Origin of the sequence: Anaeromyxobacter sp. Red801 (assembly GCF_049201065.2) — a bacterium.
Classification (GTDB): domain Bacteria; phylum Myxococcota; class Myxococcia; order Myxococcales; family Anaeromyxobacteraceae; genus Anaeromyxobacter.
Map to the genome: position 1 here is coordinate 2,976,643 of NZ_CM181236.1, position 24,402 is coordinate 3,001,044.

At 75.6% G+C, this 24,402-nt stretch carries 22 protein-coding genes; 7 read left to right on the forward strand and 15 right to left on the reverse strand.

Going from position 1 to position 24,402, the window contains the following annotated elements; all coding sequences use genetic code 11:
• Position 1: 1 nt before the first annotated feature.
• Positions 2-1,219, reverse strand: coding sequence for a bifunctional phosphopantothenoylcysteine decarboxylase/phosphopantothenate--cysteine ligase CoaBC (gene coaBC, locus ACOQFB_RS13725; RefSeq protein WP_059438687.1), 1,218 nt, complete (start codon positions 1,217-1,219; stop codon positions 2-4).
• Positions 1,220-1,293: 74 nt separating this feature from the next.
• On the opposite strand from coaBC, the gene ACOQFB_RS13730 reads away from it, so the two are divergent.
• The 3 genes from ACOQFB_RS13730 (at position 1,294) to ACOQFB_RS13740 (ending at position 3,670) form a co-directional block, all read left to right on the forward strand.
• Positions 1,294-2,382: a type II CAAX endopeptidase family protein gene (locus ACOQFB_RS13730; RefSeq protein WP_059438686.1), complete on the forward strand. Its 1,089-nt coding sequence runs from the start codon at positions 1,294-1,296 to the stop codon at positions 2,380-2,382.
• Between the two features lie 77 nt (positions 2,383-2,459).
• Complete coding sequence (locus tag ACOQFB_RS13735) at positions 2,460-2,999, forward strand: hypothetical protein (RefSeq protein WP_193388378.1); 540 nt, start codon at positions 2,460-2,462, stop codon at positions 2,997-2,999.
• Between the two features lie 146 nt (positions 3,000-3,145).
• Positions 3,146-3,670, forward strand: a complete 525-nt coding sequence (locus ACOQFB_RS13740) for a nitrogen regulation protein NR(II) (RefSeq protein ID WP_059438691.1) — start codon at positions 3,146-3,148, stop codon at positions 3,668-3,670.
• A gap of 84 nt (positions 3,671-3,754) precedes the next feature.
• On the opposite strand, the gene ACOQFB_RS13745 is transcribed toward ACOQFB_RS13740, so the two are convergent.
• A complete protein-coding gene (locus ACOQFB_RS13745; protein ID WP_421610093.1) occupies positions 3,755-4,957 on the reverse strand; it encodes a class I SAM-dependent rRNA methyltransferase in 1,203 nt (400 codons plus the stop codon).
• Positions 4,954-6,294 (reverse strand): radical SAM family protein, encoded by a 1,341-nt coding sequence (locus ACOQFB_RS13750; protein WP_421610094.1) that lies wholly within the window; start codon positions 6,292-6,294, stop codon positions 4,954-4,956. The genes ACOQFB_RS13745 and ACOQFB_RS13750 overlap by 4 nt, the downstream gene beginning before the upstream one ends.
• A gap of 305 nt (positions 6,295-6,599) precedes the next feature.
• Between ACOQFB_RS13750 and ACOQFB_RS13755 the strand changes: the two genes are divergently transcribed.
• From ACOQFB_RS13755 to ACOQFB_RS13765, 3 genes are all read left to right on the forward strand, one after another.
• Positions 6,600-7,244 (forward strand): sigma-70 family RNA polymerase sigma factor, encoded by a 645-nt coding sequence (locus tag ACOQFB_RS13755; protein ID WP_012525537.1) that lies wholly within the window; start codon positions 6,600-6,602, stop codon positions 7,242-7,244.
• A 22-nt stretch (positions 7,245-7,266) separates the two neighbouring features.
• Positions 7,267-8,082: a zf-HC2 domain-containing protein gene (locus ACOQFB_RS13760; RefSeq protein ID WP_059438683.1), complete on the forward strand. Its 816-nt coding sequence runs from the start codon at positions 7,267-7,269 to the stop codon at positions 8,080-8,082.
• Positions 8,083-8,239: 157 nt separating this feature from the next.
• Positions 8,240-9,811 (forward strand): response regulator, encoded by a 1,572-nt coding sequence (locus ACOQFB_RS13765; protein WP_421610095.1) that lies wholly within the window; start codon positions 8,240-8,242, stop codon positions 9,809-9,811.
• A gap of 15 nt (positions 9,812-9,826) precedes the next feature.
• Here the strand turns inward: ACOQFB_RS13765 and ACOQFB_RS13770 are convergent, their stop codons facing one another.
• From ACOQFB_RS13770 to ACOQFB_RS13825, 12 genes are all read right to left on the reverse strand, one after another.
• Positions 9,827-10,129, reverse strand: a complete 303-nt coding sequence (locus tag ACOQFB_RS13770; protein ID WP_421610096.1) for an STAS domain-containing protein — start codon at positions 10,127-10,129, stop codon at positions 9,827-9,829.
• A 166-nt stretch (positions 10,130-10,295) separates the two neighbouring features.
• Positions 10,296-10,667 (reverse strand): hypothetical protein, encoded by a 372-nt coding sequence (locus ACOQFB_RS13775; protein WP_059438618.1) that lies wholly within the window; start codon positions 10,665-10,667, stop codon positions 10,296-10,298.
• A gap of 11 nt (positions 10,668-10,678) precedes the next feature.
• Positions 10,679-10,867, reverse strand: coding sequence for a glycine zipper domain-containing protein (locus ACOQFB_RS13780; RefSeq protein WP_237758079.1), 189 nt, complete (start codon positions 10,865-10,867; stop codon positions 10,679-10,681).
• 111 nt (positions 10,868-10,978) lie between these two features.
• Entirely contained in the window at positions 10,979-12,586 is a 1,608-nt protein-coding gene (murJ, locus tag ACOQFB_RS13785; RefSeq protein ID WP_059438620.1) for a murein biosynthesis integral membrane protein MurJ, read from the reverse strand.
• Positions 12,586-13,731: a hypothetical protein gene (locus ACOQFB_RS13790; protein WP_059438621.1), complete on the reverse strand. Its 1,146-nt coding sequence runs from the start codon at positions 13,729-13,731 to the stop codon at positions 12,586-12,588. Before ACOQFB_RS13790 ends, murJ begins: the two co-directional genes overlap by 1 nt.
• Positions 13,731-14,522: a tetratricopeptide repeat protein gene (locus ACOQFB_RS13795; RefSeq protein ID WP_059438622.1), complete on the reverse strand. Its 792-nt coding sequence runs from the start codon at positions 14,520-14,522 to the stop codon at positions 13,731-13,733. Before ACOQFB_RS13795 ends, ACOQFB_RS13790 begins: the two co-directional genes overlap by 1 nt.
• Positions 14,519-15,283: a type III pantothenate kinase gene (locus tag ACOQFB_RS13800; RefSeq protein ID WP_059438623.1), complete on the reverse strand. Its 765-nt coding sequence runs from the start codon at positions 15,281-15,283 to the stop codon at positions 14,519-14,521. The genes ACOQFB_RS13795 and ACOQFB_RS13800 overlap by 4 nt, the downstream gene beginning before the upstream one ends.
• 73 nt (positions 15,284-15,356) lie before the next feature.
• Positions 15,357-16,349, reverse strand: a complete 993-nt coding sequence (locus tag ACOQFB_RS13805) for a biotin--[acetyl-CoA-carboxylase] ligase (protein WP_059438624.1) — start codon at positions 16,347-16,349, stop codon at positions 15,357-15,359.
• 62 nt (positions 16,350-16,411) lie between these two features.
• A complete protein-coding gene (gene nadC / locus ACOQFB_RS13810; protein ID WP_011421441.1) occupies positions 16,412-17,248 on the reverse strand; it encodes a carboxylating nicotinate-nucleotide diphosphorylase in 837 nt (278 codons plus the stop codon).
• 14 nt (positions 17,249-17,262) lie between these two features.
• Entirely contained in the window at positions 17,263-20,391 is a 3,129-nt protein-coding gene (locus ACOQFB_RS13815) for a valine--tRNA ligase (RefSeq protein WP_059438625.1), read from the reverse strand.
• 97 nt (positions 20,392-20,488) lie between these two features.
• Complete coding sequence (locus ACOQFB_RS13820) at positions 20,489-21,925, reverse strand: response regulator (RefSeq protein WP_494492252.1); 1,437 nt, start codon at positions 21,923-21,925, stop codon at positions 20,489-20,491.
• 135 nt (positions 21,926-22,060) lie between these two features.
• Positions 22,061-22,828 (reverse strand): chemotaxis protein CheW, encoded by a 768-nt coding sequence (locus ACOQFB_RS13825; protein ID WP_059437847.1) that lies wholly within the window; start codon positions 22,826-22,828, stop codon positions 22,061-22,063.
• 25 nt (positions 22,829-22,853) lie between these two features.
• Here ACOQFB_RS13825 and ACOQFB_RS13830 point away from each other — a divergent pair, with 25 nt between their 5' ends.
• On the forward strand, positions 22,854-24,221 hold the full coding sequence (locus tag ACOQFB_RS13830) for a GGDEF domain-containing response regulator (RefSeq protein WP_059437846.1): 1,368 nt from the start codon (positions 22,854-22,856) through the stop codon (positions 24,219-24,221).
• The last annotated feature ends 181 nt before the right edge of the window (positions 24,222-24,402 follow it).

Consider the following 24,402-nt stretch of genomic DNA (forward strand, 5'->3'; position numbering starts at 1 on the left):
ATCAGCTCCGCGGCCGGCGCGCGTCGAGCACCGGCAGGATCCAGTCGAGGATCGCCTCGGCCACCTTGTCCTTCGTGCCCTCGATCTCGGCCAGCTCGGCGGCCGAGACGAGCGCCACGCGGTTGGTGTCGCCGCCGAAGCCGGCGCCCGGGGCGCCGACCTTGTTCGCCACCACCAGGTCGCAGCGCTTGCCCTTCAGCTTCTCGCGGGCGCGCGCGATGACCTCCTCGGTCTCCGCCGCGAACCCCACCAGCACCGGCGCGCCCGGCTTGCCGGCGTGGCGCTCGCCGAGCCCGGCCAGGATGTCCGGCGTGCGGGCGAGCACCAGCGTCTCGTCGCCGGGCTTTTTCTTGAGCTTGTGCGCGGCGGGCGCGGCCGGCCGGTAGTCCGACACCGCGGCCGCGCCCACGAACAGGTCCATCTCCGCCTGGGCCGCCTCGACGGCGCGCGCCATCTCCTCGGCGGTCTCGACGCGCACCACCTCGACGCCGGGCGGGTCCTCGAGCGCGGTGGGGCCCGAGACGAGCGTCACCTGCGCGCCCCGCCGGGCCGCCACCCTCGCCACCGCGTAGCCCATCTTCCCGGACGACGGGTTGGACACGAAGCGGACCGGGTCGATGGGCTCGCGGGTCGGGCCGGCGGTCACGAGCACCTTGCGCCCGGCCAGGTCCTGGCGCCCCAGCAGCCGCGCGGCGGCGAGCGCGATCTCCTGCGGCTCGGCGAGCCGGCCCTCGCCCACGTCGCCGTCGGCCAGCAGCCCCGCGGCGGGGCCGACCACGTGCATCCCGCGCGCGCGCAGCGCGGCCAGGTTCTCCTGCACCGCGACGTTGCGCCACATGCGCGTGTTCATGGCCGGGGCGAGGAGCACCGGGCAGGTGGCGGCGAGCACCGCGGTGGTGACCGCGTCGTCGGCCATGCCGGCGCGGATCCGCGCGATCAGGTCGGCGGTCGCGGGCGCCACCACCACGAGATCGGCGACGCGCGCCATCTCCAGGTGGCCGTAGGTGAGGTCTGCCGCCGGCTCGAAGAGGTCGGTGAGCACCGGCGCGCCGGACAGCGCCTGGAAGGTGAGCGGGGCCACGAACCGGGTCGCGGCCGGGGTCATGGCGACGCGCACCTTGCCGTGACCCTTCACGATGAGTCTGGTGAGGTCGCAGGCCTTGTACGCGGCGATGCCGCCGCCCACGCACACCACCACCGTCCGGTTGCGGAAGTCCATGCGCGCATCTTACCCGCGTTCCGGCGCCGACGAGGGCGCGCGCGCGGCGGCCGGCGCGGCTATCATCCGCCCGAGTGGATCCCACCCGTCCCGGCCCGTCGCAGGGCGACGCGGCCCTGCCCCCGCCGCCGCCCCTTCCCTCCCCGGCGTCCCCGCCACCGGCCGGCGAGCCCGGGCCCGCGGCGCCCGCGGCCGCGCCGTTCCGCAAGAGCGGGCTCGCGTTCTTCGCGGTGGTCCTGCTGCTGTACGGCCCCGGCATCCTGGCCCAGCAGCTCCACCCGGCGGCGGGCCTGGCCTGGAGCGAGGTGTTCGTGTTCCTGCTGCCGGCGTTCGCGGCCGCGCTCGGCTCGAACCTGCGCCCGGTCCCCTACCTCGGCCTCGCCCGCCCGGCGGGCGTCCCGCTGGCGCTCGCGGCGCTGGCCGGCGCGGCGGGGTTCCTGGTGGCGAACGCGCTCATGTTCGCGTGGGTGGAGGTGCTCCCGCCGCGCATCACCGAGCTGTTCGACGTCGGCCGGCTCTTCGACACGCCGGGGCCGGAGCGGTACGCCATCGCGGCCGCGGCGGCGCTCCTCGCCCCGGTCTGCGAGGAGGTCGCGTTCCGCGGGTACCTGCAGCGCACCGTGGCCCTCCGCCGCGGGCCGGCGGCGGGCCTGGCAGCGGGCACGATCTTCTTCGCGCTCCTGCACCTCGACCCGGTCCGCCTCCCCGCGCTCCTGCTGCAGGGGCTCCTGTTCGGCTGGCTGGCGCTGCGCAGCGGCAACACCTGGAACGCGGTCGCCGCGCACGCGATGAACAACGCGCTCGCGGCCGGGGCCGCGCTCGCCGGCGCCGGCGCGGGCGCGGAGGAGGCCGCCGCCTCGCCCAGCGCCGGGCAGATGGCCGCGACGCTGGTGGCCGGCGGCGTGGCGCTGACGCTGCTGCTGCGCGCGTTCCGGAACGCCACGCCCCCGCCGCCGCCCGCCGCGGCCGCGCTGCAGCGGCGCGATCCGGTGCAGCCGTCCGTCCGGTTCCGGCTGGCGCGGCTGCCGCAGGGCGTCTGGGCGACCGCGTCGCTCGGCATGACGCTGCTCGCGGCGCTCGCGCTCGTGGTCGCGCTGGGGGGCGGGCGCCACCCTCCCCCGGCGGCGCCGCCCGGTCCGGCCCCCACCGTGCCTGCTCCTTGAGGCCTTCCCCCCGCTGCGATGCGGTCCCGCCCGCCTCGGCCCGTTATCCTTTGGTTCGACCTCCCCCGGAGACCCGCGTGAACCGGACCCTCCTCGTCACCGCCAGCCTCGCCGCGCTGCTCGCCGCCGCTCCCGCCCGGGGAGAGCGCGGCCCCTCCACCCCGGCCGAGCGCCGCAAGGCGGTCGAGGTCACCCGCCGCCTGGAGCGCGAGCCGCTCGCGCGCCGCGCCGCGGCCGACCGCCGCTGGCTGCTGCAGTGGATCGTGGAGATCCCGGACATCCAGGTGCGCGGCTGCTCGGGCCCGCTCGACCCGCTCGCCGAGGACGACGGCGGCCGCTTCGGGAAGATCCTCTACGTGCAGTCGGTGTTCGGCATGGCCGTCTACCAGATCGAGCACCCGCGCAGCGCGGACGACTGGCTGGCCGTGCAGACCGCGGGCGTGGAGAGCGTGCTCCGCGCCTACCGCTCGCTGCTGCGCGCCCGCCCGCAGGCCCGCTGGGACGAGCTCGACGCGCTGCTCGCGGCCCAGCGGCGCGGCCGCCTCGCGGCGCTGCTCGAGCAGGCGATGGAGGGCTGCGACGAGCCCGCCGGCCCGGCGCCAGGCGACGCGATCTGACGCAGTCGCATCACCCTTCGTGAATGTACGCCGCGGCCGCACCGCGGCGCTCGGCCGCGCGGCTCCGTCCGGGCGTTGACGCCCGGGGGCGGCGGCCGCACGCTGCCGGGGTGGCGCGCGAGCCGCGCCGCGCGCGGGAGATCGGCATGAAGGTCGTCTGCTCCTACTGTCACCGGCTGCTGCGGGAGTCGCCCGGGGAGGCCGTCGGCGTGAGCCACGGCATGTGCCCGGACTGCGACGCGTACTTCGCGAAGCTGTGGGGCGGGCTGAAGCTGGGCGAGTACCTCGACCTGCTGCCGGTGCCGGTGATGGTGGTGGACGGCGGCGGGCGCGTGGTGGCCGCGAGCGAGCAGCTGGCGGAGGTGCTGCACCGGCCGCGCGCCGAGCTGCGCGGGCTGCGCTGCGGCGAGGCGATGGCCTGCTCCCGCTCGCGCCTCCCCGGCGGCTGCGGCAAGGCGGAGCACTGCCGCGAGTGCACCATCCGCCGCACCGTGGACGAGGTGCACGAGACCGGCCACTCCGTCGCCGGCGCGCGCGCCTGGGTGAAGACGGACGCCGGGCGCGTCCCGGTGACCATCTCGGCGCGGCCGGCGCAGGGCTTCGTGGAGGTGACGCTGGACGACGAGCCCGGCCCGCTCGCGGAGGCGCTCCACCGTCAGCCCCCGCGCTGACGCTCGTGGTTCGACGGGCTCACCACGAGCGGCGTGAGGAGGCCGCCCGCGCGCCGTGACGAGGCTGCCCGCGCGCCGACGAGGCTACCCGGCGCGCCGCAGCACCATGCACTTCAGGTAGCGGCCCTCGCGGAACTGCAGCGAGACCGGGTGATCCGGCGGCTGCCGCGTCTCGGCCACCAGCGCGAGGTCCACCCGCGCCTTGTAGGCCGCCTCCTTCACCGCGTCGGCGAACTGCTCCGCCGAGACGCGCGCCGAGCAGCTCGCGGTGACGAGGAGCCCGCCCGGCGCGAGCACGGCGAGCGCGGCCCGGTTCAGCGAGGCGTAGCCGGCCAGCGCGCCCTCCACCGCCTTCTGCGACTTCGCGAACGCGGGCGGATCGCACACCACCAGGTCGAAGCGGCGCCCCTCGCGCTTGTAGCGGGCGAGCAGCTCGAAGCAGTCCTCGGCGGCGAAGGCGTGGTCGGCCGCGTCGAGGCCGTTGGCGCGGAAGTTCTCGCGCGCGAGCGCGATGGCGTCGCGGTCCACGTCCACCGTGACCACGTGCCCGGCGCCGCCCAGCGCGGCCGCCACCGAGAAGCCGCCGGTGTAGCCGAACAGGTTGAGCGCCTCGGCCCGCCCACGGGCCAGGTCGCGGACCATCCGCCGGTTCTCGCGCTGGTCGAGGAAGTGGCCGGTCTTCTGCCCGCGCCGCACGTCCACCAGCACCTTCATCCCGTGCTCGTCGATGGCGATCCGCTCCGGCGGCTCGGCGCCCCACAGCACGCGCCCGCCCCCGCCGCCCTCGCCCTCGTCCTGGTCGTCGCGCGGGATCTCGTCGCGGCCGAACACGCCGGCGACGCCCTCCTGCTCGGCGTGGAGCGCCTCGACGATCTCGGCGCGGTGCGGGGTGAGGCCGGCCGAGTAGAGCTTCAGCACCACGTGGCGGTCGTACCGATCGGCGACCACGCCGGGCAGCGCGTCGCCCTCGCCGTGCACCACCCGGTAGCCGGTCGTGTCGCGCACCAGCTCGCGGCGCAGCGCCACCGCCCGCGCCACCCGCCGGCGCCAGAAGGCCGCGTCGATGGCCTCGGCCGGCTCGCGGGTGAGGATGCGGACCGAGATGGCGGAGTGCGGATCGTAGTAGCCGCGGGCCACGAAGCGGCCGTCCTCGGTGACGTCCACGATGGTGCCCGCCGGCAGCCGCGCCGGCGCGCGCTCCACCGCCTTGCGGAACACCCAGGGGTGCCCGGCGCTCAGGTGGCGCGCCAGGTCCTTGCGCAGCGGCAGCTCGGCCTCGGCCTTCATCGCGCCTCCGTGCGGCGGCGCCGGGCCGGCGAGGCCGGGCGCGCGCGCGCCCCCCGCTCGCCCCGCGCGCGGGAGAAGTTGCCCACCACCAGCCCCGGCCGCGCCCGCTTCAGCGCGCGCACCAGCGCCGGGATGCCCAGCGCCGCGCCGGGCGCGCCGCGGTCGCGGGCGATGGCCATGTAGACGTCCGGGTCGATGGCGAGCGGCCGGGTCTGCACCTGGTCCACCCCGGTCTCCGCCACCAGGCGGCAGAGCCGCTCGGCCTCGCCGGCGCGGTCGGTGACGCCGGGGAAGGTGAGCAGGTTGAGCGCCACGTAGGCGCCGCCCGCCTTCGCGGCGCGCACGCCGCGCACCACGTCCTCGAGCGCGTAGCCGGTGGGCCGGTAGTAGGCGGCGTAGAGGTCGGGCGAGGCGCTGTTGAGCGAGATGCGCACCGACTCCAGCCCGGCCGCGATCAGCCGCGCCAGCGCCTCCGGCAGCGAGCCGTTGGTGTTCGCGTGCAGCGTGCCGCGCCGGGTCCGCGCGCGGATGAGCCGGATGGCCTTCTCGATCTCCTTCCAGCGCAGCAGCGGCTCGCCCTCGCAGCCCTGGCCGAAGGAGACCATCACGCGGCCGGTGGCGCGCTCCAGGTGGCGCACCGCCACGTCGGCCATCTCCGCGGCGGTGGGCGGCCGCGCGATCCGCTCGTGCGAGGACGGCGGCATCCCCTCGTCCTGCTCGGAGAGGCAGCCCACGCAGGCGGCGTTGCACGCGGCCGACGACGGGATGGCGCCCTCGTCGCGGCCGTAGAACGTGTTCTGCGCGGTGAAGCAGCGCCACTCGAGCGCGCACCGCGCCAGCTGGCGGTAGATGGGGTTGCCGGTCGCGACCAGCCCGTCGACCTTCGCCGGCAGGTCCGGGGTGGAGTGGCGCGACGGGTCCCAGTGCGAGCGGCGGTCGGTGTGGAGCGCCCACACCACCGGCCCGTCCTCGCCCAGCCCGGCCGCGGTGTAGGCCCACTGCGGGAGCGTGGGCGCCTCGTCCACGGTGGCGAGCGGCGGGCGGGCCGCGGCCGGCAGCAGCGTGCGGGTGTAGCCCGGCGGCAGCGTGGCCCCGACCGCGTGCGGCACGATGCGCCGGCGCCCGACCTTCACCTCGTGCAGCACCACCTGCGCGCCGGTCTCCGGGTCGAGGCCGACGGGGCGCCGCCCCGGGAGCAGGCACAGCGTCGCGCCGTCCGGCAGCGGGAGCGCGCGCTCCGCGGGGCGCAGGATCGCGTCGCCGCTGCGCGCGGCCGCGAGCAGCGTCGGGTGGTCGTAGACCGTGCCCCGGTCGTCGGCGAAGAGGAGTCTCGGCATGGGCGTCGTGCGCTTCACCCGCGCGGGCGCGGCGGCGGGCCGAGGGTCTTACCACGCCGGCGTGCGCCGCGCCGGGGCCGCGCGGACCCCCTGCCGGCTCCCGCGCCCGGGTCTTCCGGCCCCGGCCGCCGGGATGCTAGGAATCCCGAGTCCTTTCCGCGTGCTCGCCCTCTCCCCCTCCGGTCCTCCGGCCGGACGGACGGCGCGCGGGAATCTCCCCGGCCGATGGGCCGTTTCCCAGGTCGAGTGGCCTGAATCGGAAGCGGGTGCGCGTCGTCCGGGATTAGATCGAGATCAAGCCCGAAATGTTCGACCTCCGACAGAACGACCTGACCCGCGACGAGTTCCAGGAGCTCGCGCTCAAGCACATCGACCCCCTCTACTCGGCGGCGCTGCGGCTCACCAAGAACGACCGCGACGCCGAGGACCTGGTCCAGGACACGTTCCTGCGCGCCTACCGCTTCTTCGACAAGTTCGAGCGCGGCACGAACATCAAGGCGTGGCTGTTCAAGATCCTGACCAACACCTTCATCAACCGGTATCGACGGTCGGTGAAGGAGCGCAACATCGTCGAGGGGTCGGAGCGCGACGCCGTGCACGAGCGGTTCGTGTCGCGCGAGGCGGCCGAGTACGCGGCCAACCCGGAGCAGTACTTCTTCGACCGGCTCCTCTCCGACGACGTCCTGAAGGCGGTGGACTCGCTGCCCATCGACTTCCGGATGGTCGTGATCCTCGCGGACCTGCAGGAGTTCTCGTACAAGGAGATCGCCGAGATCCTCGACGTCCCGGTGGGCACCGTGATGAGCCGCCTGTACCGTGGACGCCGGCTGTTGCAGAAGGCGCTGGCGAGCTACGCCGTGGTCTCCGGGGTGATCCAGCTCCCGGAGTCCGAGGACGGCGAGAGCATCGACCTCGAGACGTACCGGCGCCGCCGCGGCAAGTCGGCCTAGGATCCCGGCCAGAGGGCCTCGAATGCGGATCGACTCCACCGTCACCGCCGCCATGGACTGCCGCGAGCTCGAGCGATCGATCGACGTCTACCTGGACGGCGAGTTCGGCGAGCGCGAGCGCGCCGAGGCCGAGGCCCACCTCGCCACCTGCACGCCGTGCCGCGCCATGGCCGACCGCCAGGGCGCCGTCCGGCTCGCGCTCCGCGCCAAGCTCCGCGAGGCCATGGCCTCGCCCGCCGCCGCCGGCTGCGCGCCGCCGCACCTCCGCGCGCGCGTGCGGACGTCGCTCGCCCACGAGCGCCGGCCGCTCTGGCGCCGCGTGCTCCAGCCCGTCCCCGTCGCCGCCGTGGCCGCCTGCGCCATGGGCGTGCTGGTGGTGCTGGCGGGCCACCGCGGCGACACCGCCCTGGTGGACGACGCGATCCGGGTGCACCACCGCGCGCTGCCGCTCGAGGTGGACGCGGCGGCCATGCCGGGCTGGTTCGCGGGCAAGCTCGACTTCCACCCCGCCCTGCCGCACTTCGCCGGCGCCGTCGCCCGCCTCGAGGGCGCCCGGCTCTCCAACCTTCGCGAGTGGCCGGCGGCCTACGTGCGCTACCAGCTCCCCCGCGGGCAGGCCGGCCTGTTCATCGTGGACGACCCGGACCGCCGGTTCGACACGCCCGGCCGCGAGGTGAAGGTGGGTCCGCAGGTCGTCCGGGTGGTCAACGCGCGCGGGTACAACGTCGCGGTGTGGCGCCAGGACGAGATCGTCTACTCGCTCGTCTCCGACCTCGACGAGGACGCGCTGTTCAAGCTCGTCCAGGCCGCCCAGGCCGAAGCCGCCGGCGGCCGATAGCGGCCGATCGCGGCGCCGGCGGTGTGGTCGCGGGGACGACCCGCGGCCCTGGCGTCCGTTTTGACCTCGCCCCGCGCCGCGGGTAACATTCACCAGCATTTTCCGCGTGGTGCGCGACGTGCGCGCCGTCCCTCCCGCCCGTGCCCGGGTCCGCCTGATGCCCAAGAAGATCCTGCTCATCGAGAACGACGCCGCGTTCGCCGCCGAGCTCTCGAAGACGCTCGAGGCGAGCGGCTTCGACGTGCGCGTCACCGGCGACGGGAAGCTCGGGATCGAGCTGGCCCGCGAGTGGGCGCCCTCGGGCGTGGTGCTCTCCGTCGAGCTGCCCGGGATGAGCGGCTACCTCGTCTGCCAGAAGCTCAAGAAGGACGACGCGCTGAAGGCGACGCCGCTCGTGCTCACCAGCGCCGAGGCGACCGAGGAGACGTTCGAGAACCACCGCAAGCTGAAGGTCCGCGCCGACGAGTACCTGCTGAAGCCGTTCCCGGCCGCCGCGCTGGTGGAGAAGCTCGGCGCGCTGGTGGGGCTGCCCGACGCGGGCGAGGAGCCGCTCGAGGCCGACGAGGAGATCGTCTCGCTCGAGGAGGAGGTGGGGCTCGAGGCGGTCTCGGACCTCCCCGAGGCGGACCTCCCCGCCCTCGACCTCGACGCGCTCCCGGACGAGCCGGGTGGCGACGTGCCGGCCGGGGACGACCTGGCGCTGCTCGACGAGGCGTTCGACGGCATCGCCGCGCCGCGCCCCGAGCGGCCGGGCGACGCGCTCGACCTGGCGCTCGGGCTCGGCGACGGGCCCGCCGCGGTGGACGACCCCCTCGACCCGTCGCTGCTCGACGGGACCGACGACCTCCCCGGCCCCGCGGGCCTGGACGCCGCGGACGATCCGGACGCGGGCCTGTCGCTGCTCGACGCGGACGCCGCGCTCGGCGCGCTCGCCGACGAGCCGCCCGCGCCGGCGCGCCCGCCGGTGCGCGGCGCGAGCGCCGACGCGCTCCGCGCGGCGGGGATCCGGCTGCTCGAGGACGCGCCCGCGCCGGCCGCGGCGCCCGCGGGCGCCGATCCGGCCGAGCTCGCGGCGGTGCGCGAGCAGCTGCGCCACGCCGAGGAGCTCGCGGCGGGCGCCGCCGCCGAGCAGGCCGCCCTCCGCGCGCGCGGCGACGCGGCCGCGGCGGAGGCGGAGCGCGCCCGCGCCGAGCTGGCCGGGGCGCGCGACGAGGCGCGGGAGGCCCAGGATCGCGCCGAGGCGCTGGAGCGCGAGCTGGCCGAGCTGCGCGAGCGGCTGGCGGGCGCCGAGCGCGCCGCCGGCGACGCCGAGCGCCGGGCCGAGGACGCCGAGGCGCGCGCGCTGGAGGCGGAGGACGCGGCGCGCAGGCGGGCCGCGGAGGCGGCGGCCGCCGCCGAGGCCGCGGCGCACGCCGAGGCGATGGAGCGCGAGCTGGAGGAGCTGCGCACCGAGCTGGTGGTGGCGCGCGGCGAGGCCGAGGGTGCGCGCGGCGAGGTCGAGAACCGCACCGCCGAGCTGCGCCGGCGCGTGGCGGAGCTGGAGGCCGCGAACGCCAAGAACGAGGAGCGCGTCCTCAAGGCCTACCAGAAGATCAAGGGCGACGAGAAGGTGAAGGACAAGGTCCGCAAGGCGCTCGCGATCGCCGGGCAGCTCCTCGACGAGGGGCTGCCCGCCGAACCGGCCGCCGAGAAGGAGCGCCGCGCCGCCTCGCCGCTCGTGCGCGAGTAGCGGCGCCGCGCGGCGCTACCCGAGCGCCTCCTCGTCGCCGGCCGGCGGCGCGAGCGTGACCCCGAGGTAGCGGAGCAGCCGCTGCTGGTGGCGGCCCAGGCCCACCACCTCGACCGCGCCGCGGCCGCAGAGCTGGCCCGCCATGGCGGCCACGCCCAGATCCTGCACCTCGCGCACGCCCGAGAAGTCGAGCACCAGCGGGGAGGAGACGGGGATCTCGCCGAGCCACCCGGAGAGGCGGCTCGCGGCCTGGCGATCGAACGTGCCCTCGATCCGGATGACGAGCTCGCCGCGTGCCCCGCGCGTCACGTCCATCATGTCACTGACCCCGGCCCGGAGAAGAGGAGTCCAAGTTGCGCGCACGGCGGGCGCAGGTCAACCCGGCGCCCCAACGTGGAGGACGCGCTGCGACGCAGGGGACCGATTCCCGCGTCGACGCGGAGCGCGCGTGCGACCTCCGGGTGCGGTCGGCGCCTGCGCGCGATCAATGCGTCGAGGGCGTGGAGCCCTCCGGGCCCGCGCCGGCGCCGGACGTCGCCTCGCGCGCCCGCGCCGCGCGCATCGCGCCCACGGCCGCGCCGAGCGCGAGCAGGTTCGTCGGCGAGAGCGCGGCGCGCGCCGCCATCCGCGCCATGGGCCGCAGCAGCGGCCACAGCCCGCCGCCCAGCACCAGCCCGGCCGCCGCCGCCACGCCCAGCACCACCATGGGCGACTCCGCCATGCGGCGCTCCAGCTCCAGCTCCTCGGCGAGCCGCGCCACCGACTCGCGCGCCTCGTCGCCGAGCTCGCGCAGCGCGTCGGCCACGTCGCCCAGCTCGCCCGCCTCCAGCCCGCCCGCCCCCCGCTCGCGCTCCATCGCCCCTCCGCTCAGGTCCGCGAGAGCAGCCGGCCGGCCAGGAACCCGAGCCCGACGGCGATGGCGACGGCCGCGATGGGCCGCTCGCGCGCGAAGCCGCGGATCCACTCGCCCGCGTCCTCGGCGTAGCCGCGGAGCCCCTCGAGCTGCTCCTGCATGCCCTCGGCCAGCTCCTCCGCCCGGTGGCGCACCTCGTCCATCGTGCCTTCCCCGCCCCTGCCGCCGTTTTCCATGGTCTCCCTCGCCGGATCGCCCTCGCCGCAAGGTAGGCCGCGCGCGCACGCGCGGCCAAACCCCGGGGAGGCGGCGGATCAGGCCCGGCGCGCGCGGCGCCGGCGCAGCCCGGCGAGGAGCTCGTCGAGCTCGGCGATGCGCAGCGCGCGCGCCGCCGCGAGGTAGGCGAGCCCGCCCGCGGCGATGGGGCCGAACGCGAGGGCGAGCTGCGCCGGGACGCCGGCGCGGCCGCCGAGCAGGCCGGCGAGCCCGCGCTCGGCGGCCCAGGCGACCGCGGCCAGCACCGCCGACGCGAGCAGCACCTTGCCGAGCTGGCGGACGAGCCCCTCCCCGCCCAGCCGGCCGTGGCGGCGCCGCCAGGAGAACAGCAGCACCGCGAAGTTCGCGAGCGCCGCGAGCGAGGTCCCGAGCGCCACGCCCCGGTACCCGAGCACGGGGTAGAGCGCGAGGTTGAGGACCACGTTCGACGCCATGCCGAGCACGCTGCCCACCACCGGCACGCGGGCGCGGTCGAGCGCGTAGAACGCCGGCGCGAGCACCTTCACCGCGGAGTAGGCGTAGAGCCCGGCCGCGTAGCACACCAGCGCCGCGGCGGTGGCGTCGGTGTCGGCCGCGCCGAAGCGCCCGTGCTCGTAGATGACGGAGATGATGGGCCGGGCCAGCACCGCCAGCCCCACCGCCGAGGGCACGTTCAGGAACGCGACCAGCCGCAGCGCCGAGCCGAGCGTGTCCTGCACCGCGCCCATGTCGCGGGCCGCCGCCCGCTGCGCCACGCCGGCGCCGGCCACGGTGGCGATGGCCACGCCGAACACGCCCAGCGGGAGCTGCATGAGGCGGAACGCCATCTGCAGCCAGGTGTTCGCGCCCTCCTGGTGCGAGGCGAAGATGGTGTTGACGAGGATGTTCACCTGGGTGGCGGAGAGCCCCACCACCGCGGCCCCCATCAGCCGGAAGATGCGGCGGACCCCGGGGTCGGCGAGCGCGCCGCCGGCGAGCGCCGGCCGGGCGCGGTAGCCCACCGCGCGGACCGACGGGAGCTGCGCCGCGAGCTGGAGCGCGCCGCCGAGCAGCGTGCCGATGGACCAGCCCACCACCGCCCGCTCCGGCGGGAGCCCGGCCAGCCACAGCCCGACCCCGACCGCGATGGCGCCCACGTTGAACAGCGCGGGGGCCACCGCCGGCGCGGTGAAGCGCCCCTGCGCGTTCAGCATGCCCATCGCCACCGCGGAGAGCGAGACGAGGAGCAGGAACGGCATCATGATCCGGGTGAGGTACGCCGCCAGCGCCGCCTGGTCGGCGGTGTAGCCCGGCGCCATGAGCGCGACGAGCGGGCCGGCGAAGGCGATCCCGAGCAGCGTGATGCTCCCCACCACCAGCAGCACCAGCGCCACCACCGTGTTCGCGAGCCGGTAGGCCGCCTCGCGGCCGCGGTTGCGGTGGGCGTCGGCGAACGCGGGCACGAACGCCGAGGAGAGCGCGCCCTCGGCGAACAGGTCGCGGAGCAGGTTGGGGATCCGGAACGCGACCACGAACGCGTCGGAGAACCGGTTCGCGCCGATCAGGATCGCGAAGAGCTGGTCGCGGACCAGGCCCAGCACCCGCGAGGACATGGTGGCGGCGGACAGCCACACCGCGCGCCCGACGCGGACCGGCGCCGCGCCCGCCGCCTCGGGGGTCCCGGCCACTAGTGCTTCCCGCCCACCGGCCCGCGCGCCGCCTGCTCCTTCTTCATCATCCACGCCTTGGCCTGCGCCTGGATCGTCTGCGGCACGTTCCGATCGCGGGCCAGCTCCTTGATGTCCTTCTCCTGGAGCGTGGTGAGCATCTTGAGCGCGGTGGGCAGCGGGACCTTCGGGTTCTTCACGAGCGAGATCTTGATGGCGTAGGTCTTCAGGTACTCGCGGGTGCCGTAGATGTGGCGCAGCACGTCGGCGCTCACGGTGCGCGAATTGGCCAGCGAGAGGATCTCGCCGTCGGTGATGCGGGGGCTGGTGACCGCCGCCATGCACACCAGCTTGTTCGCGTCGCGCAGGAGCAGGGTGCGGGCCTCCTTGTTGCCGAGCGTGGCGAGCTTGATCTTCTCCGACACGCTCATGCGCATCACCCGCTGCGTGATGTTCAGCTTGCGGGTGGACTGCTCCTCGGTCTCCGCCGCGGGCGGCGCGCCCTCGCCGGCGCCGTCGCGCGCCAGCTCGTCCGCGTACTCGGCCATCAGCTGGGCGGCGGTCTCGCCCGGCTCGGGCGGCTTCACGGTGGGGTCGACGCCGTGGACGCGCTTGTGCGCCTCGACCATCTGCGGCACGTCGAGCAGCGTGAGCCCGTTGCGCACGCAGAAGTCGCAGGCGCCGTCCAGGGTGGACGCCAGCACGCCCGGGTTCGCGCAGAGCGCGCGCACGATGGGCTCGTGCCGGAGCAGGCGCAGCTCGTTCTGCCGGACGATCTCGGCGAGCCGCTGCGGCACGATCGCGGCGAGGCGGGCCACCGTCCCGTCCAGCGTGGCCGGGTTGAGCAGCACCAGCTCGAGCGCGCCCTCCCGCTGCGACAGCCGGTCGGCCATCCAGTCCAGCACCGCGCCGGGCACCTCGTCCGAGCGCAGCGCCACGCTCCAGATCTTCTCGGGCAGCCCCTCGGCGGTCTTCGCCGCCGTGTCGCGCACCGCGGCCTCGGGGTCGTGCGCCAGCATGAACAGGAGCGTGGCCAGATCCGCGGCGGCCACCGCCGGGACGAGCCCCTTCGCGCCCATGGTGCGGAGCGGCAGCGGGGCCTTCGGGTCGGCGTGCTTCTGCAGCGGCTTCGGCAGGGTCTCCAGCGGGAGCGGACAGTCCGGCATCAGCGTTCGACCTCTCGAGGCTCGTCCGGCTCCGGCGGCGCGGCGGGCGCGCCGGCGGCCTCCGCGGTGGGCGCGGGGGCTGCCGGTGCGGCCTCGGCCGCACCGGGCTCGGCGGGCGCGGCAGTGCCGGACGCGGCGGGCTCGGCCTGCTCGGCGGCGGGCGCGTCGGATGGGGTGGGGTCCGCGGCAGGCTCCGCCGCGGGGGGCGCCGCCTCCACCTCCAGCGGGACCGGCGCGGGCGGCGGCGGCGCCTCGGGCGGCGCTGGGGGAAAGCCCAGCGCGAGCGGCGACATCTCGTAGAGCGGCGTGTGCCGCCGCTGCCACTTGTGCCGGATCCGGCCGAGGAAGCGGTTCAGCGGGTTGTTGCGGGAGAGGAAGCCGATCACCGGCGGGCGGCGGATGCCGATGGTGTCGCGGGCCATGCAGAGGCTCGCGTCGCGCGGCCACAGCTCGAGCCCGCGCAGGATGGCGCGCACCGCCCGCTCGCGCTGGTTGAGCGCGAGGTGCACGCGGGCCTGGTTGAGCAGGAGCTCCGGCTCCGGGCCGGTGGCGCGCAGCGCCTGGTCGCACAGCGTGACGCCCAGGTTCGAGTTCTTCTCGACGAGCACCAGCGTCACGCCGTACCAGGACATGGCGCGCGCGTCGCGCGGGTCCCGGCGGTGCGCGCGTTCGAACGCAGCGTGCGCCGCGCCCAGGTCGCGCGCGGTGAACGCGGCGAGGCCCTCGTCGAGGAGGCTCCGCGCCGGGGCGGCGGCGCCGGGCGCCGGGGATGAGGTGGACGGGCCGGTCACCGGTTGCGCTCGTGGAGGATGCGCAGCCCCTCCAGCGTGAGGTGCTCGTCCACCTCGGTGATGCTGCGCGAGACGCCGGCGATGAGCGGCGCGAGCCCGCCGGTCGCCACCACCTTGGGCGGCGTGGCCAGCTCGGCCGCGATCTGGGCGCAGATCCCGTCCACCATCCCGACGTACCCGTACACCAGGCCGGCCTGGATCGAGGCGACGGTGTTCTTGCCGATGACGGACGGCGGCTTCGCGAACTCCACCCGCGGCAGCTTGGAGGCGCTGCGGGCCAGCGCGTCCATGGAGATCCCGATCCCGGGGCAGATGGCGCCGCCCAGGTACTCGCCCTTCGCGGAGATGACGTCGAAGGTGGTGGCGGTGCCGAAGTCCACCACCACCAGCGCGCAGCGCCAGCGCTCGAACGCGGCCACCGCGTTCACCACCCGGTCCGCGCCCACCTCCCGCGGGTTCTCGTAGAGGATGGGCATCCCGGTCTTCATCCCCGGGCCCACGAACATGGGCTTCCGGTCGAAGTACCGGACGCACATCTGCTCGAGGGTGAAGGCGAGCGGCGGGACCACGCTCGCGATCACCACCGACGAGACCCGCGCCGGCTCGAGGCCGGCCGAGGCGAACAGCTGGCGCAGCAGGATCCCGTACTCGTCGTAGGTGCGGGTGTGGCTCGTCTCCACGCGCCAGTGCTTGCGGAGCACGGCGCCCTCGTAGGCGCCCAGGGTGGTGTTGGTGTTGCCGACGTCGATGGCGAGGAGCACGGGCGGGAGCCTAGCTTCCGGGCCTGTCTGGGGTCAATTCCGCGGCCGGCGCGGGCGCGCGCCGCCGCACGGGTCAGCGGGGCCGCAGCAGCCGGACGTCGCCCGCGAGCACCCGCTCCAGCCCGCTCGCCGTCCGGACCAGCAGGGCCCCGGCCTCGTCGATGTCCTCGGCGGTGCCGGCCAGCTCGCCCTCGTCCACCCGCACCCGCACCTCGCGTCCCAGCGTCACCGAGCGCTCGCGCCAGGCCTCGCGGATGGGCGCGAAGCCCCGCTCCTCGTGCACGTCCAGCCAGCCCTCGAGCGCGGTCAGGCAGGCGGCCGCGAACAGCGCGCGCGGGGCGGGCTCGCCGCGCTCCAGGAGCACGCTGGTGGCCTCGCCGCGCAGGTCGTCGGGGAAGTCGTCGGCCCCGGCGTTCACGTTCACGCCCACGCCCACGACGATCCAGTGGACGCGATCCGGCTCGGCCGCCAGCTCGGTGAGGATCCCGGCGATCTTGCGCCCGCCGGCGAGCACGTCGTTCGGCCACTTGATGCCGGCGTCCACCCCGGCCTGCCGGAGCGCGTCGCAGACGGCGAGCGAGGCCACCAGCGTGACCTCCGGGGCGCGCGCCGTGGGCAGGTCGGGCCGGAGCACCACGGAGAAGTAGAGGTTCTTGCGCGGCGGCGAGATCCAGGCGCGGCCGCGCCGCCCTCGCCCGGCGGTCTGCCGCTCGGCGATCACCACCTCGCCGTGCACGGCGCCCTCCTCGGCCAGCTCCCGGGCGCGGTCGTTCGTCGAGGCGAGCTCCTCGTAGGCGTGGAGCACCTGGCCGAGGTCGTGGGTGTTGAGCAGCGGCCGCAGCTCCAGCGCGGTGAGCCGGTCCGGCACCTCGGCCAGCCGGTAGCCGCGCGCCGGCACCGCGTCGATGCGGTAGCCGCGGGCCCGCAGCGCGTTCACGTGCTTCCACACCGCGGCGCGGGTCAGGCCGAGCTTGTCGGAGATGGCCTCGCCGGACACGACCTCGTCCCCGGCCTCGGCCAGGAACGCGAGCACCAGCTCGGCGGAGTCGGACGGCTCGGTCGCCATGGTCCCGCGATCTTCCGGGGCCGGCGACGGCCTGTCAAATGGCGCGCCCGGGCAGGCGCGGGTCAGGCCAGGTCGAACGCGAGGTCCACGGCCCGCGCGCTGTGCGTGACCGCCCCCATGGACACGAAGTCCACCCCGGTCGCGGCCACGCGCGGGAGCCGCTCCAGCGTCATGTTGCCGCTGGCCTCGAGCAGGACGCGGCCGGCCGCGCGGCGGACCGCCTCGGCCATGGCCGCGTCGTCCATGTTGTCGAGCAGCACCAGGTCGGCGCCGGCCGCGATGGCCTCGTCCAGCCCGGGCAGGTCCTCGACCTCGACCTCGACCCGCAGCATCGCGCCGGCCGAGGCGCGGGCGCGCCGGACCGCCTCGGCGACGCCGCCGCAGGCCGCGACGTGGTTGTCCTTGATGAGGACGCCGTCGCCCAGGCTGAAGCGGTGGTTCTTGCCGCCGCCGGCGCGCACCGCGGCCTTCTCCAGCATGCGCCAGCCCGGCGTGGTCTTGCGCGTGTCGAGCAGGCGGGTGCGGCCGCCGCCCGCGGCCAGCGCGTCGGCGCAGCGGCGGGTGGCGGTCGCCACGCCGGAGAGCCGCTGGAGGAAGTTCAGCGCGGTGCGCTCGGCGGCGAGCAGCGCGCGCACCGTGCCGCGCGCGGTGCCGACGAGCTCGCCGCGCGCGGCGCGCGCGCCGTCGGCGCGGTCGAACGTGCAGGATGCCCCGAGCCGCTCGAACACCCGCACCGCCACCGCGGTGCCGGCGAGGACCAGGTCCTCCTTCGCGAGGAACCGGCCCTCCCCGGTCGCCGAGGCGTCGATGGTCGCCTCGCTCGTCGCGTCGCCGAGGAGGAGGTCCTCCTCGAGCGCCAGGTCGAGGAGGCGCTCGGCGTGGGCGGAGAGCCGGGGCATCCGCGCGCCGCCGCCTACTTCCGCTTCCCGGCCTTCTTCTTGGCCGTCTTCTTCGCGACCTTCTTCGGCGCCGGCTTCCGCGCGACCTTCTTCGCGGGCGCCTTCTTCGCGACCTTCTTCTTGGCGGCCGGCTTCTTCGCGGCGACCTTCTTCGCGACCTTCTTCTTCATGGCGGCGCGCTTCGCGGCGGCCTTCTTCACGGAGCGGCGAACCGTCTTGCGGACCACCGCCGCCACCTTCTCGATGCCCGACGCGACCGCGGTCGCGGCCTGCTGCGCGGCCTCGCTCACCGCGGCGACGGCCTTCTCGGCGCTCTCGACGACCGGGTTCTCCTGCGCCTGCTGCGACGGGGCAGCGGGCGCGTCCTGCGTCGGCTTCTGCTCGTTCTGGATCTCCATGGTGTCCCTCCTGGCGGAATTCGCCTCCGATCCCGAAAGCATCGCACGATGCGCCTCGAGCTTGCCTCTTTTTTCGCGAAGCTCCTCCGCCCGGGCACGGTCCTTCTCGACCACCGCCGCCGGCGCGTTCTGCACGAAGGACGGGTTCTGGAGCTTCCGCTCGAGGACGGCGAGGTCCTGATCGACCTTCCCGATCTCCTTGTCCACGCGGGCGGTCTCGGCCGCCAGGTCGATGACCCCGGCGAGCGGGACGCGCACCTCGAACCCGGGGCCCACCCCCACCGCCGACTGCGGCGCCGGGGCGGTCGCGGCCGCGACCACGAGGTGCGAGCCCTCGACCCCGGCCACCCGGTGCACCCGGGCCAGCTCGCCGGCCTGCAGCAGGTCGCGGACCGCGGGGTCCGCCACCGCGATCTCCACCGGCGCCTGCGCGCCCAGCTTCACCTTCCACGGGATGCCCATCTCGCCGCGGATGTTGCGCACCGCGTCGATGATCCCGAGAACCGGGCGGAAAGCGGCCTCTGCCGCCTCGTCCGCCTCGCCCTTTCGGGGGTATTCGGCGACCAGGACCGAGTCGGCCCACGCGCTCGCGCCGACCTGCGCGCGGAGCACGTGCCACAGCTCCTCGGTGATGAACGGCATGAACGGGTGGAGCAGGCGGTAGGACGTCTGGAGGCAGTGCACCAGCACGGCCTGGACGGCCCGCCGCGCCTCGGCGTCCTCGGAGGCGAGCGCCTCCTTGGACAGCTCGATGTACCAGTCGCACAGCTCGTGCCAGACGAACGCGTACACGGCGTTCGCGGCGTCGTTGAACCGGAACGCCTCGAGCGCCTCCACCGTCTCGTTCACCGCGCGCTGCAGCCGGGCCAGGATCCAGCGGTCGGCCGGCGTGCGCGCGGCGCGGGCCGGGTCGTCCCCGCGCTCCTCGTAGCCGGCCAGGTTCATGAGCGCGAAGCGGCTCGCGTTCCAGAGCTTGTTGGCGAAGGCGCGGTAGCCCTCGATGCGCTCCTTCGCGAGCTTGATGTCGCGCCCCTGCGCGGTGAGCGCCGCCAGCGTGAAGCGGAGCGCGTCGGCGCCGTACTGCTCGGTGATGACGAGGGGGTCGATGACGTTCCCCTTCGTCTTCGACATCTTCTGGCCCTTCTCGTCGCGCACCATCGGGTGCAGGTACACGGTCCGGAAAGGCACCTCGCCCATGAAGTGGAGGCCCATCATCATCATCCGGGCCACCCAGAAGAAGATGATGTCGTGCCCGGTCTCCATGACGGAGGTCGGGTAGAAGGTCCGCAGCGTGTCGGTCCGCTCCGGCCAGCCCATGGTGGAGAACGGCCACAGGCCGGACGAGAACCAGGTGTCGAGCACGTCCTCGTCCTGGCGCAGCTCGCGCTTGCCGCAGGTCGAGCAGGCCTCCGGCGTCTCGCGCGCCACCGTGACGTGGCCGTCGGGGCAGTACCAGGCCGGGATCTGGTGGCCCCACCACAGCTGCCGGCTGATGCACCAGTCGTGGATGTTGCGCATCCACGCCATGTACGTGTTCGTCCACTGCTCCGGGATGAAGCGGGTCTTCCCCTGCTCCACCGCCTCGATGGCGGGCCGGGCCAGCGGCTCGATGCGCACGTACCACTGGTCCGAGAGCAGCGGCTCGAGGATCGTGGCGCTGCGCTGGCAGCGGCCGAGCGGCAGGACGTGCGGCTTCGCGCCGCGGTCCAGCCCCTGCTCGGCGAGGAGGCGCTTCACCTCCTTGCGCGCCTCGAAGCGATCCAGCCCGGCGAGCGGGCCGGCCTCGGCGGTCATGCGGCCGTCCGGGCCGATGACCGTGATCATCTCGAGGCCGTGGCGCTTGCCCACCTCGAAGTCGTTGAAGTCGTGCGCCGGGGTGACCTTCACCGCGCCGGTGCCGAACTTCGGGTCCACCAGGATGGCGTCGGCGACGATGGGGAAGGTGCGCCCGGTGATGGGGTGGCGGACCTTCTTGCCGTGGAGCGCCATGTAGCGCGCGTCGAGCGGGTGGACCGCCACCGCGGTGTCGCCGAGCATCGTCTCGGGCCGGGTGGTCGCCACCACGATCTCGCCCGAGCCGTCGGCGAGCGGGTACGCGAAGCTCCACAGCTCGCCCTGGTGCGCCTCCTCGTGCTCGACCTCCAGGTCGGAGAGCGCGGTGCGGCAGTCCGGGCACCAGTTGATGAGCTTCTTCTCCCGGTAGATGAGCCCCTCCTCGTGCAGGCGCACGAACACCTCGCGCACCGCCCGGGAGAGCCCCTCGTCCATGGTGAAGCGCTCGCGCTGCCAGTCGAGCGAGGCGCCCAGCGCCTTGTGCTGCTCGCCGATGCGCGACCCGTACTGCTCCTTCCAGGCCCAGACGCGCTCCAGGAACGCCTCGCGCCCCAGGTCGTGCCGGCTCTTCTTCTCGGTCTTCTTCAGCTCCTTCTCGACGATCATCTGCGTGGCGATGCCCGCGTGATCGGTCCCGGGGAGCCAGAGCGTGTTGAAGCCGCTCATCCGCTTCCAGCGGATGAGCACGTCCTGCAGCGTGGCGGTGAGCGCGTGCCCGAGGTGCAGCGAGCCGGTCACGTTGGGCGGCGGCAGCACGATGGAGAACGGCGGGCGGGTGCGGTCGTGCTCGTCGCCGTGGAAGTAGCCGCGCTCCTGCCAGAAGGGATACCAGCGGGCCTCGACCTCGCGGTGCTCGTAGCCCTTGGCGAGCTCGGTGCGGTTCTCGTTCTCGATGGGATTCGGGTTCGACACGTCGTCTCCGGGCCTGCGCGGACCGCGGCCGCCCGGCGATCGGGCGCGCGGCCTCGGCGCGGCATGCGTTGGGAACGGGCGGCGCCGCCGCGGCGGCTCAGCCCTGGCGCTGCTTGACGAGGCGGTCGAGGTTCTCGCGGATGATCGTCTCCGCGAGCTCGGGGACCACCTCCCAGACCACCCGCTCGATGACCTCGCGCGACGCCTTGCCGATGGCCTCGCGCAGCGCCGCCTCCCCGCCGTCGGCCGCAGCGGCCGCCGGCGCCGGCGCGTGGCCGGTGGAGGCGGCGGGGGGTACGAACGCGTGCATGGGCGCGAGCTCCGGCGCCTCGTCCGGCGCGCCGGGCAGCTCCACGGGCGCGGGCGCGGCGCGCGGGGCGTCCAGCTCGAGCGCGGGCGCCGGCCTCGGCGCGGCGGGCTCGCCGCCGAGGTCGAGATCGCTCCAGTCGGTCTCGGGCGCGGGCGCCGGGGGCGGCGCGTTCACCGCGCGCTGCGGGCCGCCGGTCCCGACCTGCGGACCCTGGACGCCGAAGCCGAACGGATCGCGGCGGGCGGCCGGCGCGGCCGGCTGCGGGACCGGCGTGGGCGAGGGGCGCGCGCCGGGCGGCGGCATGCCGGGGCCGGGGCGGAAGCCGGCGGGGGCGCCGGGCGGCATGCCGGCCATCGGGCGGGCGCCGGGGGGCATCCCGGGCCGCATCTCGGGCGTTGCCCGGGCGCCGGGCGGCATGCCGGGGGCGGGAGGACGCGCACCGGGCGGCGGCATGCCCGGCATCGCCGGGCGGGCGCCGGGCGGCATGCCGGCAGCGGGCGGACGCGCGCCGGGGGGCGGCGCGGCGCCGGGGCGGAAGCCGGCGGGGGCGCCCGGCGGCATGCCGGGCATCGGGCGGGCGCCAGGGGGCATGCCGGGGGCGGGAGGACGCGCACCGGGGGCGAAGCCGGGGCCGGGCGGGCGCGCGCCGGGCGGCGGCGTCCCGGGGCCGGGCGCGGGCGGGCGGCCGGGGCCGGCCGGGACGGCCGAGAGCGGCCGGGCGCCGGGCGCCGCCGGGGCGGGCGGGCGCGCGCCGGGGGGCGGCGCGAGCGGGGCGCGCTGCGAGGGCACCGGGGCCTGCGCGGCCGGCTGCGGCGCGGCGCCGGCGCCGCGGTACGGCGAGGGCGCGGTGGCGGGCGGCTCGCCGAGCAGCTCGCGGACCTTGTTGATGAGCGCCTGGCTCTCGAAGGGCTTGGAGATGTGGCCGTCGGCGTGCGCGCCGCGGGCGCGGGCCTCGTCGAACGCCTCGAACGTGCCGGCGAGCAGCAGCACCGGGATGCCGCGCAGGGCCGGGTCGGACTTCACCGCCTCGCACAGCTCGTAGCCGTTACGCCGCGGCATCACCACGTCGGCCAGGATCACCGCGGGGCGGAGCTCGCGCGCCTTGGCGAGCGCGTCCTCCCCGTTGTCCACCGCGACGACCTGTACGTCCTCGTTCGCGAAGGTGATGCCCACGACCTTCTGGATCGTGATCGAGTCGTCCGCGAGGAGAAGGGTCTTGGGCATGGGGCGGGTTTCCGGGCCGTTCCGGGCCTGTGGAGAGGATCCACTCCAGTACCGCCGGGATCCCTCGAATGTCAAGATTTGCGGGGCTTTGCGCAGGGTTGGCGACAGTCGGGCCCGCGCCGCGCCCGGCGCCGGCTAGCCCCCGAACAGCGCATCCCAGGGCGGACGCAGCACGTCCTCGCCGCCCTCCCCGACCCCGAGCACGCGGTCGGCCACCACGCCGATGCCCGCGCCGCCCGCGTCGAGCAGGAGCACGGTGCGCCCCTCCCCTCCGGCGCCGCCGTACAGCACGGCCAGGTCCACCACCGGGTGGAGCGCGCGGCCGTGGTAGAGCAGCCCGCGGTGCGACGGCGGGGTGAGCGGCACGGGCGCGAGCGCCGGCTCCTCCAGCACCTGCAGGAGCAGCGCGAGCGGGACCGCGTACTCCCGCCCCGCCCGCGCGAACCGCAGCTCGCGCTCGGCGGCGAGCCCGAGGTCGGGCGGCGGCTCGGCGGCGTCCAGCGCCGGCTCCAGCGGGGCGAAGCCGAGCGTCCCGACCGCCAGCTCCAGCGTCACCGCCCCGCCCATCACGATCGCGCCGGCGAACGGCGGGGGCTGCGGCAGCGGGGTGCGCGCGGGCAGCTGGAAGAACTCGGCCTCGGCGAGGTCCACGATCCCGTGCAGCGCCTCGACGCGCAGCGCCACGCGCGGGGGCCCCTCGGTGAGCAGCGCGAACGGGCACGGGCCGCCGGGCAGGCCCAGCACGGTGGAGACGAACGCCGCCGGCACCGCCTCGCCCCGGGCGATCACCTCGCCGGCCGCCTCGGGGACGGCGACGATCTCCCGGAGCTGCGACAGGCGCAGCGCCAGGCGCACACCGCCGGCCGAGAAGAGGAGCGCCTTGCGGTCCGAGGGGAGCGACACGGGCCATGATATACGACGATCCGCGATGGCCTACTCGGTCCTCCTCGTGGACGACGAGCGCTTCGCGCGCACCGTGTACTCGGACTACCTGCGCGCGGCGGGGTACGAGGTCGAGCTCGCGGAGGACGCCGAGGCGGCGCTCGCCCTCCTGCGCCAGCGGCGCTTCGACGTGCTCCTCACCGACGTGATCCTCCCGGGCTCGTCCGGCCTCGACCTGCTCTCGGCCGCGAAGCAGCTCGACCCGAACCTCGAGGTCACGGTCATCACCGCGCTCGACAAGGTGGACCCGGCGGTGCGCGCCATGAAGTCGGGCGCCTCGGACTACCTGGTGAAGCCGGTCACGCCGGAGCAGCTCCAGCTCGCCGTGCAGCGCTGCCTCGCCACCCGCGAGCTGCTCGCCGAGAACAAGGTGCTGCGCGCGCACCTCACGCTGTTCGAGACCGGCCAGCGCATCGCCGCCACGCTCGATCGCGACAAGCTCGTGCCGATGGCGCTCGCCTCGGTCGCGGCGGCGGCGCGCAGCGCGGTGGCGGTGCTGCTGGAGAAGGCGGCGGACGCGAGCTGGGTGCCCTCCGGCGCGCACGGGACCGATCACGCGGTGGCGGTCGAGCTGCTCGCCGCCTGCCGGGAGGAGCTCGAGGGGCTGGGCGCCGACCCGGTGGCGCGGGCCGAGCGGGCGCCGGGCGAGCTGGGGCCGTTCGGGCCGCGGGTGCTCCTGCTGCCGGTCACCGAGGAGGGCGCGCTGCTCGGGGCGGTGGCGGTGCACGCGCCCGGCCCGCTCGACCCGACCGGCGCCGAGGCGGTGGGCTACCTCTGCCGCAACCTGGGCCTGGCGCTCCGCAACCTGGGCCGGCTGCGGCAGGTCGAGCACCTCGCCTACCTCGACGACCTCACGCACCTCTACAACACCCGCTACCTGGACATGGCGCTCGACCGCGAGATGCAGAGCGGCCGCCCGTTCTCGGTCCTGTTCATGGATCTCGACCACTTCAAGACGGTCAACGACCAGCACGGCCACCTCTCCGGCTCGCGCCTGCTCGTCGAGGTGGCCCGGGTGCTCCGCTCCTGCGTCCGGGACGAGGACGTCCTGGTCCGTTACGGGGGGGACGAGTACGTGGTGCTGCTGGTGGGGATCGACTCCGGCGGCGGGCTGAAGGTGGCCGAGCGGGTCCGCCGGGCCATCGAGGACCACCGCTTCCTGTCGCGGGAGGGCGCCCGGGTGCGGGTCACCGCCTCCATCGGCCTCGCCAGCTACCCCGAGCACGCCCAGGAGAAGAGCGAGATCCTCGACCTCGCCGACCGCGCCATGTACCGCGGCAAGCGCTCCAGCCGGAACGTGGTCTACATGGCGTCGAAGGACCTGCCCCCGATCCCGGCCGGCGAGCGGCCGTAGCGGGCGGGGCGCGAGCGCTCACCGCCAAAAAAAACGCGGGGCCAAGGAAGGATCCTTGGCCCCGCTGACGACGACTGCCGGGTTCCGCCCGTCCGAGCACGTAGTAGCGGCTGCCCTCGTCATCGACGAGACGGGCCGATATCGCCTTGGCCGTCCGTCGTATGCAAATACCCTACCCGGG